The 15,547-nt window shown below is 67.4% G+C and carries 9 protein-coding genes; 8 read left to right on the plus strand and 1 reads right to left on the minus strand.

The genetic code is table 11. The features are described from left to right. Positions 1 to 27: 27 nt before the first annotated feature. The 3 genes from ACIP1U_RS24645 (at position 28) to ACIP1U_RS24655 (ending at position 5,335) form a co-directional block, all read left to right on the plus strand. Positions 28 to 1,017, plus strand: coding sequence for a FecR domain-containing protein (locus ACIP1U_RS24645; protein ID WP_400320586.1), 990 nt, complete (start codon positions 28 to 30; stop codon positions 1,015 to 1,017). A gap of 125 nt (positions 1,018 to 1,142) precedes the next feature. Next, positions 1,143 to 3,602 (plus strand): TonB-dependent siderophore receptor, encoded by a 2,460-nt coding sequence (locus ACIP1U_RS24650; protein ID WP_400320589.1) that lies wholly within the window; start codon positions 1,143 to 1,145, stop codon positions 3,600 to 3,602. Then, positions 3,602 to 5,335, plus strand: coding sequence for an alpha/beta hydrolase-fold protein (locus ACIP1U_RS24655; RefSeq protein ID WP_400320592.1), 1,734 nt, complete (start codon positions 3,602 to 3,604; stop codon positions 5,333 to 5,335). Before ACIP1U_RS24650 ends, ACIP1U_RS24655 begins: the two co-directional genes overlap by 1 nt. Here the strand turns inward: ACIP1U_RS24655 and ACIP1U_RS24660 are convergent. Further along, positions 5,313 to 6,164, minus strand: a complete 852-nt coding sequence (locus ACIP1U_RS24660) for an IclR family transcriptional regulator (RefSeq protein WP_400320595.1) — start codon at positions 6,162 to 6,164, stop codon at positions 5,313 to 5,315. The two genes, ACIP1U_RS24655 and ACIP1U_RS24660, sit on opposite strands and share 23 nt — an antisense overlap. Positions 6,165 to 6,309: 145 nt before the next feature. On the opposite strand from ACIP1U_RS24660, the gene ACIP1U_RS24665 reads away from it, so the two are divergent. The 5 genes from ACIP1U_RS24665 to ACIP1U_RS24685 all read left to right on the plus strand — a co-directional run bounded on the left by ACIP1U_RS24665 (position 6,310) and on the right by ACIP1U_RS24685 (position 15,470). Then, positions 6,310 to 7,299, plus strand: a complete 990-nt coding sequence (locus tag ACIP1U_RS24665) for a Bug family tripartite tricarboxylate transporter substrate binding protein (protein WP_400320597.1) — start codon at positions 6,310 to 6,312, stop codon at positions 7,297 to 7,299. Positions 7,300 to 7,381: 82 nt separating this feature from the next. Beyond that, positions 7,382 to 9,724: a cytochrome P450/oxidoreductase gene (locus tag ACIP1U_RS24670; protein ID WP_400320600.1), complete on the plus strand. Its 2,343-nt coding sequence runs from the start codon at positions 7,382 to 7,384 to the stop codon at positions 9,722 to 9,724. A gap of 172 nt (positions 9,725 to 9,896) precedes the next feature. Beyond that, the gene (locus ACIP1U_RS24675; RefSeq protein ID WP_400320603.1) at positions 9,897 to 10,421 is read left to right on the plus strand and encodes a hypothetical protein; all 525 of its coding nucleotides are present in this window, start codon (positions 9,897 to 9,899) and stop codon (positions 10,419 to 10,421) included. A gap of 383 nt (positions 10,422 to 10,804) precedes the next feature. Continuing rightward, on the plus strand, positions 10,805 to 14,629 hold the full coding sequence (locus tag ACIP1U_RS24680; protein WP_400320605.1) for a type VI secretion system Vgr family protein: 3,825 nt from the start codon (positions 10,805 to 10,807) through the stop codon (positions 14,627 to 14,629). Beyond that, a complete protein-coding gene (locus ACIP1U_RS24685) occupies positions 14,622 to 15,470 on the plus strand; it encodes a hypothetical protein (RefSeq protein WP_400320608.1) in 849 nt (282 codons plus the stop codon). The genes ACIP1U_RS24680 and ACIP1U_RS24685 overlap by 8 nt, the downstream gene beginning before the upstream one ends. The last annotated feature ends 77 nt before the right edge of the window (positions 15,471 to 15,547 follow it).

Consider the following 15,547-nt stretch of genomic DNA (forward strand, 5'->3'; position numbering starts at 1 on the left):
ATCTGCGCCCCGCTCTCCCAGATGTCCTTGTCTTCCCTGCCCGCCGCGCCGCATCCGCCGATCGACTCCGCCATCACGTTGCGGGCAACGCAATGGTGGATGGCGCTGCTCCCGCCCGGCGCATCGCCTGAAAGCCACGCAGCCTGCGCGCGCTGGCGCGCCGAACATCCCGACCATGAACGGGCGTGGCAGCACCTGCATGCGTTCAACACGGCCATGCACGGGATGCCGCGCGGCATCGCCAGCGCTGCACTGGCCGATACGTCTGCGTCGCGCGGCACGCCGCAGCGCGGACGCCGCCGCGCCATGGTGCTGATGGCGACTGGCGCGGTGGTTGCAGCCTCCTGGCAATGGCAGCGCGGCAGCCCCCTGGTGGCCTGGCGCGCGGACCATGAGACGGGCGTCGGCGAACGCCGCCAACTGGTACTGGACGACGGCACCGAAGTCGATCTGGATACCGATAGCGCCGTGGCCGTGCGCTATGGCGCCAGCGAACGCCGCGTCACGCTGCTGGCCGGCGCGCTGTCGGTGGCGACGGCAAGCGACCCGCTGGGCCGACCGTTTCGCGTGGCGACCGCGCAAGGCACGCTGCGGGCGCTGGGCACGCGCTTCACCGTGCGGCTGCATGACGACGCCACCGCGGTCAGCGTGCAGGAAGGTGCAGTCGAGATCCGCCCCGCCGACAACGCCGCCGAAACCCATGTGCTGCAAGCGGGCGAGCGCACGCGCTTCACCCGTTCGGCGATCGATCCGGCGGATCCGGCCAGCGTCGCCGACAACGCCTGGACGCAAGGCATGCTGGCCGTTCATGACATGCGCCTCGACGCCTTCCTGGCCGAGCTGGGCCGCTACCGGCACGGGCGGCTTGGATGCGCGCCGGCCGTGGCCGGCTTGCGCGTATCGGGCGTGTTTCCGCTGTCCGATACCGACCAGGTGCTGGCGGCACTGCCGCACCTGCTGCCGGTAACGGTCCATCGGTGGACGCGCTATTGGGTCAGCGTCAGGCCACGCGCCTAGCCGAAGCTATCGACGCTTTCACCTCCATAGAGATATTTGTTGCCTCAGGTTGAGGGGTTTGCCCGTTTCGCGGGGCCTACGAGAGGAACGACTGATTTCCAGCGTCTTCTTGAAAGGACAGTTTCATGGGCAAGCAAGGTTTGCCATTTCCGAGCGCCGGCGCCCGCCGGCCATCCACGCCGCGCGTGCGGCACAGCGTCGTCGCAGTCAGCCACGCCCTTGTCTTGCTGGCGGGCGCCATACCGCTGGCCGGCCATGCCGCCGATGCCGCCACGGCTGCCGCATCCGCGCGCAGCTATGCCATCCCGGCCGGACCGCTGCAACCTGCGCTGACCCGCTTCGGCCTGGAAGCCGGCGTGCTGGTCTCATACGATGCCGCCGACCTCGCCCAGCGCCGCACCGACGGCCTGCAGGGCCGCCATGCGCCGGCCGAGGGCCTGGCGCTGCTGTTGCGCGGCACCGGCCTGCAGGCACAGGCGGTGCCCAACGGCTTCGCCGTCAAGCCGCTGCCCGCCGCCGCGCAGGACGGTGCCGGCGCCACGCTGCCCGCCGTCACTGTGACCGCCGCGCGCCCCGACGCCGAGGCGCTGACGCCGGCTTATGCAGGCGGCCAGGTTGCACGCGGCGCGCGCCTTGGCCTGCTCGGCAATACCGACGCCATGGATTCGCCGTACAGCAGCGCCGCTTATACCGCGCAGACCATCCAGGACCAGCAGGCGCACACCATTGCCGACGTGCTCGCCAACGACCCGACCGTGCGCTTCACCACCTCGGCCGGCCACCTGTATGAGAACTACACGGTGCGCGGCTTTGATATCTCGTCGAACGACCTGGCGCTCAACGGCATGTATGGCCTGGCGCCGTACGGGCATGCGCCCACCGAGTTCGTCGAGCGCGTCGAGCTGCTGCGCGGGCCTACCGCGCTGCTGACCGGGATGTCGCCCAGTGGCGCCGTCGGCGGCGTGATCAACCTCGTGCCCAAGCGCGCGGCCGATGCGCCGCTGACGCGCCTGTCCGCCAACTACCTCTCAGAAGGCAACGTCGGCGCCAGCATCGACGTAGGCCGGCGCTTCGGCCCGGACAATGCCTTCGGCGTGCGCGTCAACGGCGCGTACGACAACGGCCGCACCGGCATCGACGGCCAGTCCAAGCGCCGCGCGCTCGGCGCGGTGGCGCTGGACTATGCCGGCGAGCGCGCCCGCGCCTCGATCGACGCCTACGTCAACGAGGAAGAAGTCCGCAACGGCAGCGCCTGGATGGCCTCGTTCGCCAGCACCGTGCCGGAGCCGCCCAAGGCCGGCACCAATATCCTGCGCGGCACGCATGGCCGGCTCGACAACCACGCCGTGGTCGCGCGCGGCGAATATGACCTGACGAAGGACTGGACCGTCTATGCGGGCCTGGGCGCGCTGGGCTACCGCTATAGCGGCTTTATCAACGGCACGCGCGCCAACAACGTGCAGCCGAACGGCAACTTCACCGGCATCACCTACAACCAGAAGGGCTACACCGACACGGTCTCGGCCGAGACCGGCCTGCGTGGCACCTTGCGCACCGGGCCGGTGGAGCATCGGCTGGTCCTCGGCTACACCTACCTCGGCCTGCGCTCCGGCACCGTCAACGTGGCCAGCCGCTCGTACAGCTCCAACATCTACGATCCCGTCACGCCGATCCTGGCGGCCTCGCCCGGCAACGTGCCCAAGACGTCGGACACCACGCTGAGCAGCCTGGCGCTGGCCGATACTCTGGCCTTCGCCGACGACAAGGTGCAGCTGACGCTGGGCGTGCGCCACCAGCGTGTGCAGGCGCAAAGCTTCAGCGCCACCACCGGCGCGCGCACCGCGGACTATGACGAGGGCGCATTCACGCCCACCGTCGGGCTGGTGCTCAAGCCGTGGGGGCCGCAGCTGTCGCTGTACGGCAACTATGTCGAAGGCCTGAGCCAGGGCGATACCGTGACCGACATCACCGCGCGCAACTACCAGCAGATGTTCGCGCCCTACAAAACCCGCCAGGGCGAACTCGGCGTGAAATGGGACAGCGGCAAGCTGACGCAGACCCTCAGCGTGTTCCAGATCACGCGCCCGAGCCTGATCAAGGACGCCGCCACCAACACCTACAACCCCGACGGCGAACGCCGCCATCGCGGCGTGGAGTGGAATCTCTATGGCGAAGCCGTGCCCGGCGTGCGCGTGCTGGGCGGCATCGCCTACACGCGCGCGGTGCTGACGCGCACGGCCAATGGCACGTATGACGGCAACACCGCCTTCGGCAGCCCGACCTGGTCGGGCAACCTGGGCGCGGAATGGGACCTGCCGTGGGTGCCCGGGCTGACCGTCACTGGCCGCGTGACCTACACCGGCTCGCAGTTCGTCAACAACGCCAACACACAGAAGATCGACAGCTGGACCCGCTATGACATCGGCGCGCGCTACGTGACGAAGATCCAGGGCAAGCGCGTCGGTTTCTATGCGAGCGTCGAGAACCTGTTCAACAAGAGCTATTGGGCCGGCTCGTTCAACGACGGCTACGTCACGCAGAACGCGCCGCGGCTGTTCAAGTTCACGACGTCGGTGGATTTCTGATGCGCAAGGCTAACCTGACCAGCCGAACCCTCGTGGCTCTCGCGTTAACGCTGGGCGCCGTGGCCACGCAGGCTGCGCCGGCCCGGCTCGCTGTCGGCCAGGCCGCTGCCGCCGCATGGCAGCCTGGCGCGACGCTCGACTTTACGCTGGCCTTGCATGCCGGCGACCTGGTACGCGGCAACCTCGACGGACCGGCCGCCGCGCTGGAGCTGGCCGATGCCGACGGCAAGCCGGTGCGCCGGCTGCTGGGCCCCACCACGCTGTCGCGCAGCTTCATGTTCGTGTCGCCGGGAACCGGCACCTACCGGCTGCGCGTCGATGCCGGCCAGGGCGCCGTTGGGGGCGCCGTCGGCGGCCGCCCGCAGCCAGGCGCGCGCTATGCGCTGCGCATCGACGAGATCGTTCCCGTCAGCGCGCAGCATGCCCCGCCCGACGAACCCGACAGCCCCGCCATCCGCGCGCTAGCGCAGGCGCTGGCAGCCGGGGGCAGCACCGAAGCGTTCTGGGACGACGTGGCCCGGCGCGGCACGCCGCTGGTCGAGCCGATCGCCGCTAAGTCTGGCGACACGACTGAGGCAATGGTGCGCGTGACCTTCCTGTGGCGCGGCGCGCGCCACAACGTGCGGCTGCTCGGCAGCCCCGCCGGCGACCACGACCCTTTGCTGCGCCTTGGCGACAGCGACGTCTGGTACCGCACCTACCGCGTACCCGCCAGCACCCGCATGAGCTACCAGCTCGCGCCCGACGTGCCCGAGCTGAATTTGCCCGCGCCGCAGCGCCGCCGCGCGCTGCTGGCCACGGTGCAGCGCGACCCGCTCAATCCGCACACTTTCCCGCACACCTTCCCGACTCAGGGCGTCGATGCGTTCCAGCTCAAGTCGACGCTGGAACTGCCTGCCGCGCCGCCGCAGCCCTGGCTGGCACCGCGCGCGGGCGTGCCCGCCGGCACGGTCACGGCTTACCGCCTCGACAGCCGCATCCTCCGCGAAGCGCGCGACGTCTACGTGTACCGTCCGGCAGGCGCCGGGCCGTCCGCCACGCTGGTGCTGTTCGACGCCCATGCCTACCTGTCGCTGGTGCCCACGCCGACGCTGCTCGACAACCTCGTGGCCGAAGGCCGCATCCCGCCAGTAGCAGCCCTGATCGTCGCCAATCCCAGTGCGAACGCGCGTGCCACGCAGTTGCCGCCGAACCCGGCCTTTGCCGACTTCCTCGCCAACGAACTGATGCCGTGGGCGGCCACGCTGGGCCTGGACGCACCGGCATCTAGCACGGTAGTGGCGGGCTCCAGCTACGGCGGACTGGCTGCGGCATACGCAGGCCTGCGTCATCCTGAGCGCTTCGGGCTCGTGCTGAGCCAGTCAGGCTCGTTCTGGTGGGGGCCGGGCGGCGCGCCGGACCAGCCGCCGCGGCAGCCGGAATGGCTGATCGGCCAGTACGCGGCCAGCCCACGGCTGCCATTGCGGTTCTATCTCGAAGCCGGACGTTTCGAGGAAGGCCGCGGCACGGTCAATATCCTGACGACCACGCGCCACCTGCGCGATGTGCTGACGGCAAAGGGCTATCCGGTGGTGCATGCCGAGCATGCCAGCGGCCACGATTACCTGCAGTGGCGCGGTACGCTGGCGTGCGGACTGATGGCGCTGCTGGGCGACCCGGCACGCGTCGACGCCGTTGCCGTGCAGGCTTGCCCGGCGCTGAAACCGGACCTTAGCGCGCCGCCTCCGGGTTGAAGCCGAGCGCGGCGCTGATCACGCGGGCCTCGTGCCGCACGGCGGTGCCGACCGGCCCGTCGATCGTCGGATCGAAGCCGCCGGTGGCGCCCAGCGCCGTCAGCACCGCGCACACGCGGCCAGTGTGGTCGCGCACCGGCGCGGCCACGGCGCTGATGCCGGTCAGGTTGGTGTCACGCACCCAGGCGCAGTCGTCGGCCTGCACGACGCGGCGCAGCGCGCCGATCGGGTCCTCCCGGTCGAGCGATGCCAGCCGCGCCGGGCTCGCCTCTGCCAGTTCTTCTGTCGCCTGCGTCTGCACCCGGGTTTCGTCCAGCAGGCCCAGGAATACGCGCCCGGTGGCCGACCACAACAGCGGCATCACCGACCCCGCGCGCACGTTCACCGTGACCGGCAATCCCGGTTCTTCAAAACGCATGATGGTCGGGCCCTTGTTGCCCATCACCGCGACAAAGCAAGTCACCTCCAGCGTCTCGCGCAGCCGTACCAGCGAGGCTTCGGCCAGCCGGATCGGGTCGGCCTGGCGCATCGCCGCCATCCCGATCTGGAGCGCCTCGTAGCCCAGGTGGTACTGCTGCGTACCGGATTCCTGCGCGACCAGTCCTTCTTCCAGCAGGCTGACCAGGTAGCGATGCACCTTGGCCGGGCTTTCGTCGATATGCGCGGCCAGCGCGGTCAGGCTGGCGCGCCCGCCCAGCCGGGCCAGCCCTTTGAGCACCGCCATGCCCGTGACAGCGGATTGCACGCGCTGGCGGCGCTCCCGTGTGCGGGGCAAGGAAACGTCGGCAGGCGTTTCGGAGGCGGCGGACTTGGAACGGGATGCTGGCATGGCAGTGGTGTTGGCAAAGGCTGGCAGATTAGGCCATGCCTGGGAGAGAGGCGGTAGGGCGATCCGCTTCAAGGTTAACCCTCATTCAATCATTACGCAATGCGTATAAGATTTACGCAAAACAGAAATCAACGGAGACAACCACATGCCCCGCCCCCTGCTGCCGCGCCTGGCCATCGGCGCGCTCGTCCTGCCCCTGCTGTCCGCCCTGCCGGCGCATGCCGCCGACACCTACCCGGCCAAGCCGATCCGCTGGATCGTGCCGTACGCCGCCGGCGGCGGCTCGGATTTCCTCGCGCGCACCATCGGCCAGGGGCTGTCGGCCAAGGTCGGCCAGCCCGTGCTGGTGGATAACAAACCCGGCGGCAACACCGCGATCGGCGCGTCCGAGACGGCGCGCTCGGCCGCCGATGGCTATACCGTGCTGTCCGCCGACAACGGCACGCTGGTGTTCAACCCGGTCCTGTACAAGACGCTTTCCTACCACCCTGGCAAGGACCTGGCCCCGGTCACGTTGCTGGGCCGCTTCCCGATGATCCTCGTAGTCGGCGCGAACAGCCCGGTGAAAACTGCCAAGGAATTCATTGCGCAGGCCAAGTCAACCCAGGGCGGTGTCAACTATGGCTCCGCCGGCGCGGGCAGCCCGCACCACCTGGCGATGGAACTGCTGAAGGTGGAAGCCGGTGGCCTGTCGATGACGCACGCGCCGTACCGCGGCGCCGCGCCCGCGCTGTCCGACGTTGCCGCCGGCCAGGTCGCCGCAATGATGGTGGACTACGCCGCCGGCGCCGGCTTTATCAAGGGCGGCAAGGTGCGGCCGCTGGCAGTGGCCAATGCCACCCGGCTGCCGCAGCTGCCCGACGTGCCGACCTTCGCCGAACTGGGTTATCCGCGTGTGGAAGCCGCCGCGCTGGTCGGCATGGTGGTGCCTGCCGCCACGCCGACGGAGGTTATCAATACGCTGAACAAGGACGTGGTCGCGGCGATCCGCGAACCGGCGGTGAACAAGCGGCTGGTGGACTTCGGCGTGGAGCCAGTGGGCAATACGCCGGCGCAGTTCAGCGAGCTGCTGCGCACCGAGTCGGCACGCTGGACCAAGCTGATCCGCGACCTGAAGATCACGCTGGACAACTGAGCGGCATCCGCCTCGGTTCTGGTATCGCTTCGAGGCCGTCCGGCCCCGCCCGGACGGCGATGTTTTTGCAGGAGTACGCAGCATGGCCACCCCCTCCCCCGACACCGCGCGCGGCGGCTGTCCCGTCGACCATTCCGCCTTCACCGCCCCCAATGGCTGCCCGGTCAGTCACCAGGCGGCTAAGTTCGATCCGTTCGGCGACGGCTACCAGCAGGATCCGCCCGAGTACGTGCGCTGGTCGCGCGAGCAGGAACCGGTGTTCTACAGCCCGAAGCTGGGCTACTGGGTGGTCACGCGCTACGACGACATCAAGGCGATCTTCCGCGACAACCTCACCTTCAGCCCATCCATCGCGCTGGAGAAGATCACGCCCACCGGCGATGAAGCCAACGCGGTGCTGGCCTCGTACGGCTATGCCATGAACCGCACGCTGGTCAACGAGGACGAGCCCGCCCACATGCCGCGCCGGCGCGCGCTGATGGACCCGTTCACGCCCGCCGAGCTCGCGCATCACGAGCCGATGGTGCGGCGCCTCGCGCGCGAATACGTCGACCGCTTTATCGACGACGGCCGCGCCGACCTGGTCGACCAGATGCTGTGGGAAGTGCCGCTGACCGTGGCGCTGCATTTCCTGGGCGTGCCCGAAGAGGACATGGACCTGCTGCGCCAGTACTCCATTGCCCATACGGTCAACACGTGGGGACGGCCCAGGCCGGAAGAACAGGTCGCGGTCGCGCATGCGGTCGGCAACTTCTGGCAGTTGGCCGGGCGCATCCTCGACAAGATGCGCCAGGACCCGTCCGGCCCGGGCTGGATGCAGTACGGCCTGCGCAAGCAGCAGGCACTGCCTGAAGTCGTCACCGACTCGTACTTGCATTCGATGATGATGGCCGGCATCGTGGCCGCGCACGAGACTACCGCCAACGCCTCGGCCAACGCCATCAAGCTGCTGCTGCAGCATCCCGACACATGGCGCGAAATCTGCGAGGATCCTTCGCTGATCCCCAACGCGGTGGAAGAATGCCTGCGCCACAACGGCTCGGTGGCGGCGTGGCGCCGGCTGGTCACGCGCGACACGGAGGTGGGCGGCATCCAACTGGCCGCCGGCAGCAAGCTGCTGATCGTGACCTCGTCGGCCAACCATGACGAGCGCCACTTTGCCGATGCCGACCTGTTCGACATCCGCCGCGACAACGCCAGCGAGCAGCTGACCTTCGGCTACGGCTCGCACCAGTGCATGGGCAAGAACCTGGCGCGCATGGAGATGCAGATCTTCCTGGAAGAGCTGACACGCCGGCTGCCGCATATGCGGCTGGCGGAACAGTCCTTCACCTACGTGCCCAACACGTCGTTCCGTGGCCCCGAGCACCTGCTGGTCGAATGGGACCCGGCGCAAAACCCGGAGCGTCGCGACCCCGCGCTGCTGGCGCAGCGCCAGCCCGTGCGCATCGGCGAACCGTCGGCGCACACCAGCGCGCGCACCGTGGTGGTGGAGAGCATCGCCCACGCCGCCGATGGCGTGGTGCGGCTGCGGCTGGCGGCGCCTGACGGCAAGCCGCTGCCGCGCTGGGCGCCGGGCTCGCATATCGACGTGGAGTGCGGCGATACCGGGCTGTCGCGCCAGTATTCGCTGTGCGGCGATCCCGACGATGCCGCCGCACTGGAAATCGCCGTGCTGCGCGAGCCCGAGAGCCGCGGCGGCTCGGCCTGGGTGCACGACAACGTCAAGGCGGGCGACCGCTTGCGCATCCGCGGCCCGCGCAACCATTTCCGCTTCGACGAGGGCTGCGGCCGCGCCATCTTCATTGCCGGCGGCATCGGCATCACGCCAGTCAGCGCCATGGCACGGCGCGCACGCCAGCTCGGCATCGACTACGAGATCCATTACTGCGGCCGCTCGCGCAGGTCGATGGCGATGCTGGACGGGCTGCAGACCCTGCATGGCGAGCGCCTGCACGTCTACGCCAGCGACGAAGGCCGCCGCGCCGACTTCACCGCATTGCTGGCCACGCCGGCGCCGCGCACCCACGTTTACGCTTGCGGCCCGCAACGGCTGCTCGATGCGCTCTCGGCTACCTGCGCGGCGTGGCCGGAGGACGCGCTGCGGGTCGAGCACTTCGTGTCGCGGCTGGGCACGCTGGACGCGTCGAAGGAGCAGGCTTTCACCGTCGAACTGAAGGACTCCGGGCTGGTCATGGAGGTGCCCGCCGGCCAGACCCTGCTCGCGGCACTGCGCGGCGCCAATATCGACGTGCAGAGCGATTGCGAGGAGGGCCTGTGCGGCTCGTGCGAAGTACGCGTGCTGGCCGGCCAGGTCGATCACCGCGACGTGGTGCTGACCCGCACCGAGCGCGACACCAACGACCGCATGATGGCGTGCTGCTCGCGCGCGGCCGACGGATGCCGGCTGGTGCTTGAGCTGTAACGGCGGCCGGTGCCGCGGCGCCATGTGCCGCGCACTGCCTGCGGCACGGCGCTGGCGGTGTTGCCGCGTAGGACAACGCCTGACAACGGCGGCAAGAGGCTGGGGCTAAAGTAGCAGCGCGACAGGCTTCACCCAACCCGCCCCCTTTATGCGCCTTGCCCCAGCCGCCCCGATGGCCACGCTCCACCGCCTCTTCCTGCCCTTCCTGGCGGTCCTCGTTCCCCTGGTCGCCTCCGTGTCCGCCACCGCCGCGCCGGCGGCGCCACCGGCGCAAAGCCCGCAGCTCTCCGGCCTCGCCACGCTGCTGCTCGGCACCGTGCGCGGCAAGCCGACCGGCATGTCCGGCATCACGCGGCTTACGACTGGCAATGTCGACCGGGAATTGCGGATGGCCTGCCAGGAGCTGATGCGCGCCGGCCCGCTGGACCTGGACGACACCACGCGCTTCGACGGCTGCGTGACCCGGCCCGGCAAGATCGTCGAGTTCCAGCTCAAGGTGTCGGGGGTCGATGCCACCCGCGACGGCACGCGCGAGTACATGGCGTCGGCCAAGCCGATCCTGGAGCGCGGCATCTGCCGCAATCCGGACGTGCCGGTGCTGGGCAAGCTCGGCGTGACGCTGCTGTACCACTACACCGCGGGGCGGCAGTCGCTGGTGCGGCTGAATATCGCGCCGGACCAGTGCCTGCACAAATAGGGGTACGACCAAGATGAATTCCAGTCGGCACGTGCCTTCGAGTACTTCGTGCGCCAGCGTGCGATTCTTGATTCCGCCAAGTTGACGATTAACCACAGATGATCAACTTTCGGCCATAGTCCGCCGCCTGTCGGCAGTCAACCCTCCGCAGCACTTCTCAACTCCAGGCTCATCATCCCCTGGAAACGCGTCTCGGAGTACCCGTCCAGGCTCACGCGCCATTGGACAGCGCTGCAGCGCTTAGCGCCAAATCATTCGCGATTTTGGGATTCCTCTTATAGAAATCCGGTATTTGCCGGGTAGCCTGAAAGGCTACCCCGCGTCATGCGTTGGTTGGTATCGAGCTTTGCGCGGGCCCCACGACTTTCGTTGGAGCGCTGCCAATGGGCAACCGACTGCCGCTGCCGTCCTTCCGCACTGTCACCCTGCGTGGTGATGGCCTACCCGAGATCCTCGGCCAGGTCGCCCTGACCGTCGCACGCGTGCAAGGCACCGAAGGCCTGAACGACCTGTTCTCCTATACGGTCGAGCTCAAGACGCCCGACGAGCGCTGGGGACTGGGCGCCCCAGCCGCCAATCTTGATCTGCCGGCGCTGCAGGGCAAGGAGCTGACGCTGGAGATCGAACTCGATGGCAGCGGCACCGGACTGACCGGAAATCTTGGCGCAGGCACGCGCGAAATCACGGGCATTGTGACCGGGGTCATGGGCCCCGTTGTGGAGGGACGCCACTTTATCTATCGGGTCACGCTCCAACCCTGGTTGTTCCTGGCCACGCTCACCAGCGACTTCAAGATCTTCCAGCAGAAGACCGCGGTCGAGATTCTCGATGCGCTGCTGGCGGACTATAGCTTCCCAGTCGAGAACCGCCTTGATGTCGCGCGCTATCCGACTCGCGAATATCAGGTCCAGTACGGCGAGACGGATTTCGGGTTCTTCCAGCGCCTGACCCAGGAATGGGGCATCTCGTGGTTCTTCGAGCATTCGGGTGGCAAGCACCGGCTGGTGCTGACCGATGGCAATGGCGCCTTCCGCCGCTTTGCCAGCCCGGCGTACCACGCGCTCTCCTGGCGGCCGACCTCGGACCGGGCCGATGCCGAGCACCTGTACGATTTCCATGTGCAGGACCAGCTCGTGTCGGGCAGTTGGACGAGCACGGACTACGATTTCGTCAAGCCGCGCGCCGATCTGACCGTGGCCACTGACGATCCACGTGCCACCGCCCACGCCAACAGCGAGATCCGCGAATATCCCGGCGATCACGCCCAGCCCGCCACCGGCAACGATCCGTGGAAAGAAGGCGACTTGCTGTCGCGCATCCGCATGGAGGCAATCCGCCAGCATGGCAGCCGGGTCTTTGCGGGCGGCAACGTGCGCGCCGTGGTGCCGGGCTGTACCTTCACCCTCAAGGGCTTTGCGCAGGCTGAGGCCAACCGCGAATACCTGGTGTTTCACACCACCCTGACGCTCGAGGAAGTGGGCGAGGCCTCCGGACAGGGACAGGCCTGGCGCTGCGAGGTCGGGTTCCAGGCCCAGTCCACGGCGGAGATCTTCCGGCCCGAGCGCACCCAGCCCAAACCGCACACCTGCGGGCCGCAAACGGCGACCGTGGTCGGGCCGGAGAACCAGGAAATCTGGGTGGATGAGTTCGGCCGCATCAAGGTCCAGTTCCACTGGGACCGGACTGGGCAGCGCAATGCCAATAGTTCATGCTGGGTGCGCGTCGCACAGGCCTGGCAAGGCGACCAGTTCGGGGCGAGCCACCTGCCGCGCATCGGCCAGGAGGTGATTGTCAATTTCACGCACGGCGACCCCGACTGCCCGATCGTCATCGGCCGGGTGCCGAACCGGGTCAACATGCCGCAGTGGAACCTGCCGGACCAGCACGCGCTGTCGGGCTTTCGCAGCAAGGAGCTGTTTGGCGAGCGCCACAACACCTTCCTGCAGGATGATACCGAGGCTCAGATCCAGACGCAGATCGGCAGCGACCACCAGGCCACGATGCTCAGCCTGGGCTACATCGTGCACGTGCCCGATCATGAGGGTCGGCGCGAGAAACGCGGCGAGGGGTTCGAGCTGCGCACCGATGGCTGGGGCGCGCTACGCGGGGGCGCCGGGCTGCTGCTGACCGCTGAGGTCCGGCCCGATGCCGTCAGCTACCACAAGGACATCTCGGAGACCGTACAGCGGCTGGCCAGCGCGCACGACATCCACCACGAACTGGGCGACGCGGCCGAGCACCTCCGCGCCCAGGAGGGGCAACAACTGGACGTGGCGCGGGCGCTGCAGGCCCAGCACGACACTCTGAAAGGTCGCGGCGAACAAGGAGAATTTGCTGCCCCGCACCTGGTGCTGGCCGCCCCCGCAGGCATTGCGGCCACTGCGGCGCAGGACATTCACCTGCACAGCGAACACCATACTGGCCTGACCACCGGCCAACACCTGTCGATCGCCACCGGAAAGAGTCTGCTGGCCAGTGCCATGGACAAGATCGTGCTGTTCGCTCGCAAGAGCGGCATGCGGCTGTTCGCGGCCAAGGGCAAGGTCGAGATCCAGGCGCAGAGCGATGACATCGAGATCATTGCGCAGAAGGTGCTCAGGGTGATCAGCACCATGGAACGGATAGAGATCACCGCCGCCAAGGAGGTCCTGGTCAATGGTGGCGGCAGTTATGTGCGGCTCAATGCCGATGGCATCGAGCATGGCACCTCCGGCACCTGGAAGGCGCATGCCAGCTCGCACGCCATGCCCGGGCCGAAGTCGATCGGGCAGGCCATGCCGCTGCTGCCGCAGACCGAGGCCAGGGTAGCCGAGCATTTTGTGCTGGCCGAACTGGGAACGGGCCTCACCCTTCCGGAGCAACCCTACCGGATCACGCTCGACGATGGCCGGGTGATCGAAGGCATCGCCAATGCGCACGGAGAGACCGAATTGGCGACGGCGGCCGTGGCGCAGTTAGCGCGGCTGGAATTTCTATCGGCGAGCGAGCCCGGAAAGGTGTTGACGGTACACGAACCAATGCTGATGCAGGATGCGCAGTACGCCGCGGTTGCCGCGCCGAATCCGGAACGGCGCTCCACGCAGGTAGGAGGCAAGACCGCGGAGAAAGCCGAGCGTGAGCCGACCAGTGAAAGCAAGCAGCCGATGCTGGCCACCTGCGATCCGCACAACTATGGGCTGCGCTTGTGTGAAATCGCCATTGACCCGGCGACGGGCAAGCCGGGCGAGAGCGGCAGGCCGTTGCGCAAGGATGTGGTCTACCCGGTTGCCAAGGCCTATACGGCGACTATCAAGCCGGTGTTGCAAGGGATCGACTGGGGCGCGATGAGTTGGCCGCTTGCGGATACTGAGGCAAAAGGCCTAGTCAAGAAAATCCAGCCGTGGATTTACGCTGCACTGCGCAGCGGGCCGTTCGGCTTGCCGGACGGGATTGCAAATGGATCGCCCAACTCAGGGGCGCTACCTGCCGTCAGAATCGTTACCGACGAACAATTGCAAGCTCTGCACTTGGTGGCCACTGCCAACGCAGGCTTCCTGCGCCAGCCTTGGCAGATCGCTGTGACGTCCAAGACGGTCGAGGCGTTGCTCAATTCCCGGGACCTGACTAGCCGAGACATCGCAGAGAAGGTGCTGGCCGACGCTCTTTACCACGAAGCCCGGCACTGCCAGCAGGAATTCTGGATGGCGGCCCTGATGCAGCAGTTCCCGCAGGACTATGCACGTGTGCCGCATATGCAAGAGTTCTACGGGGAGTTCTTTCACAAAGAGGTGTTCAAGCTGGCTGGCAAACAACCGATCCCAATGGATCCGTTGGTGCTGCGGGGCCTGCACCGGATGCTGGTGGGACACTACTACTGGATGCTGGCCGGCCTGCGCGAGGGGCGGCAGCAGTACAAGGCTCGGAATCCAGGCGTGCCGCTCTTCGGGGATGCCTTCTATGACGCAGAGCTACACGCAGCGCGGCAGTTCGCTTACGACTTGCTGCAGACCGTTGGCGCCGGAGGCGTTTCCATCAATGTCGACACCATGGTGAAGCATGAAACAGGATATCGGGCACAACTCCACGAAGACGACGCGTTCATTTGCGGTGAAGCGGTCCAGTCGTACTGGGATAGCCGCGATGGCACTCCTCTGTTGCGCAACCCTGGTATTTGCACAAGAGAGTTCTCCGAAGCCGCCGGCGGCGCGGGAGGCCACAGTCATGGCTGAGCGCTACACCGATCAGCAGCGGCAGATCGTGCGCGAGATCCTGCAGGCCGCCATGCGCCTGCTGCGCGACGATGTGCCGCTGGAGAAGGTCAAGGGGGGCTTTGGGAAAAATTGGGATATCTCACCGCTGCCGGGCAATCCGTTCGGCAAGGAATACAATTTCTCCCACCCGATGATCCCAAGAGTGTCCATGGTGCTCTACACCGGGGCTGACCCTGATGATTTCCGTGAAGATCGCGCCAAGGCGGCAAAGGTGCCGACGTTCTTCTCGATTCACTTCACTCCACTTCTGGACAAGCTCGCAGTCGAAGAACTGGAGCGGCTGCTGCAATTGAAGGTGGGCAGTTACCGGTTTTCGGAAAGCCATGTCGTACCGTACAACCGCTTTCTGCCGGATCCACTCACGCCGTTTGCGGAGCCCTACCGTTACCAGGCGCTGGAAGTGCCGGGCAGCAAATTCTCGGTGGATGTCGAGCTTGACTACATCCGGCCGGGGGCGCAGCCCCCGGAACAGGGCGGCCTGACCTCGACGGTGCTGGCGGAGGTACGCATCAATCGCGATTATCCGGTGCTCACCCTAGAAGAACGCAAGGCGCGGGCACGCGAGATGCCGGTGTCGCTGCGTCAGCGCTACGGCCCGTTGCCGATGAGCGGCGATATGTGCCATCAGGCGGGCAAGTACGTGCCGGTGTTTCCGGATGGGCGGCACTACGTCCATCCCATGACACGTGGAACGGCGTTCACGTTGCCCGCCAATATGGCATTCCCCGATGTGCCGGTCCGGGATGAGAAGACTGGTCAAGACGGCTGGGAGCAGGCGTGGTGGCTCCGCGTCGAGTGACGTTCTACTTTTGGCGAAACGCTCCTAACGCGTGGCAAAAGCGTGATCCATCTGGCGCGCCCCGCTTGACCTGCGGC

The organism is Cupriavidus sp. NPDC089707 (assembly GCF_044748965.1).
Taxonomy (GTDB): Bacteria; Pseudomonadota; Gammaproteobacteria; order Burkholderiales; family Burkholderiaceae; genus Cupriavidus.

Excerpts from the sequence above, each read along its gene's own strand:
- ACIP1U_RS24685 (WP_400320608.1), top strand. The coding sequence starts at position 14,622 with ATGGCTGAGCGCTACACCGATCAGCAGCGGCAGATCGTGCGCGAGATC.
- ACIP1U_RS24660 (WP_400320595.1), bottom strand. The coding sequence starts at position 6,164 with ATGCCAGCATCCCGTTCCAAGTCCGCCGCCTCCGAAACGCCTGCCGAC.
- ACIP1U_RS24675 (WP_400320603.1), top strand. The coding sequence starts at position 9,897 with ATGGCCACGCTCCACCGCCTCTTCCTGCCCTTCCTGGCGGTCCTCGTT.
- ACIP1U_RS24650 (WP_400320589.1), top strand. The coding sequence starts at position 1,143 with ATGGGCAAGCAAGGTTTGCCATTTCCGAGCGCCGGCGCCCGCCGGCCA.
- ACIP1U_RS24665 (WP_400320597.1), top strand. The coding sequence starts at position 6,310 with ATGCCCCGCCCCCTGCTGCCGCGCCTGGCCATCGGCGCGCTCGTCCTG.
- ACIP1U_RS24680 (WP_400320605.1), top strand. The coding sequence starts at position 10,805 with ATGGGCAACCGACTGCCGCTGCCGTCCTTCCGCACTGTCACCCTGCGT.
- ACIP1U_RS24670 (WP_400320600.1), top strand. The coding sequence starts at position 7,382 with ATGGCCACCCCCTCCCCCGACACCGCGCGCGGCGGCTGTCCCGTCGAC.
- ACIP1U_RS24655 (WP_400320592.1), top strand. The coding sequence starts at position 3,602 with ATGCGCAAGGCTAACCTGACCAGCCGAACCCTCGTGGCTCTCGCGTTA.